The organism is Erwinia sp. CGal63 (assembly GCF_037026505.1).
GTDB lineage: Bacteria > Pseudomonadota > Gammaproteobacteria > Enterobacterales > Enterobacteriaceae > Erwinia.
Window position 1 is genome coordinate 1 of sequence record NZ_JAKUMN010000012.1, and the last position, 1,286, is coordinate 1,286.

The window sequence follows — 1,286 nt, forward strand, 5'->3', positions numbered from 1 at the left end:
AAGGCTGAGGCGTGACGACGAGGCACTACGGTGCTGAAGCAACAGATGCCCTGCTTCCAGGAAAAGCCTCTAAGCTCCAGGTAACACGGAATCGTACCCCAAACCGACACAGGTGGTCAGGTAGAGAATACCAAGGCGCTTGAGAGAACTCGGGTGAAGGAACTAGGCAAAATGGTGCCGTAACTTCGGGAGAAGGCACGCTGGCGCGTAGGTGGAGGGACTTGCTCCCCGAGCCGAAGCCAGTCGAAGATACCAGCTGGCTGCAACTGTTTATTAAAAACACAGCACTGTGCAAACACGAAAGTGGACGTATACGGTGTGACGCCTGCCCGGTGCCGGAAGGTTAATTGATGGGGTTATCCGCAAGGAGAAGCTCTTGATCGAAGCCCCGGTAAACGGCGGCCGTAACTATAACGGTCCTAAGGTAGCGAAATTCCTTGTCGGGTAAGTTCCGACCTGCACGAATGGCGTAATGATGGCCAGGCTGTCTCCACCCGAGACTCAGTGAAATTGAACTCGCTGTGAAGATGCAGTGTACCCGCGGCAAGACGGAAAGACCCCGTGAACCTTTACTACAGCTTGACACTGAACACTGGTCCTTGATGTGCAGGATAGGTGGGAGGCTTTGAAGCGTGGACGCCAGTCCGCGTGGAGCCGTCCTTGAAATACCACCCTTTAATGGCTGGTGTTCTAACGTAGGCCCGTAATCCGGGCTGCGGACAGTGTCTGGTGGGTAGTTTGACTGGGGCGGTCTCCTCCCAAAGAGTAACGGAGGAGCACGAAGGTCAGCTAATCACGGTCGGACATCGTGAGGTTAGTGCAATGGCATAAGCTGGCTTGACTGCGAGAGTGACGGCTCGAGCAGGTGCGAAAGCAGGTCATAGTGATCCGGTGGTTCTGAATGGAAGGGCCATCGCTCAACGGATAAAAGGTACTCCGGGGATAACAGGCTGATACCGCCCAAGAGTTCATATCGACGGCGGTGTTTGGCACCTCGATGTCGGCTCATCACATCCTGGGGCTGAAGTAGGTCCCAAGGGTACGGCTGTTCGCCGTTTAAAGTGGTACGCGAGCTGGGTTTAGAACGTCGTGAGACAGTTCGGTCCCTATCTGCCGTGGGCGCTGGAGAATTGAGAGGGGTTGCTCCTAGTACGAGAGGACCGGAGTGAACGCACCGCTGGTGTTCGGGTTGTCATGCCAATGGCACTGCCCGGTAGCTAAGTGCGGAAAAGATAAGCGCTGAAAGCATCTAAGCGCGAAACTTGCCTCGAGATGAGTTCTCCCTG

1 rRNA gene is annotated in these 1,286 nt (G+C 55.3%); it reads left to right on the forward strand.

The features are described from left to right. Window positions 1-1,286, forward strand: a 23S ribosomal RNA gene (locus tag MKZ79_RS21120); the annotation flags it as partial.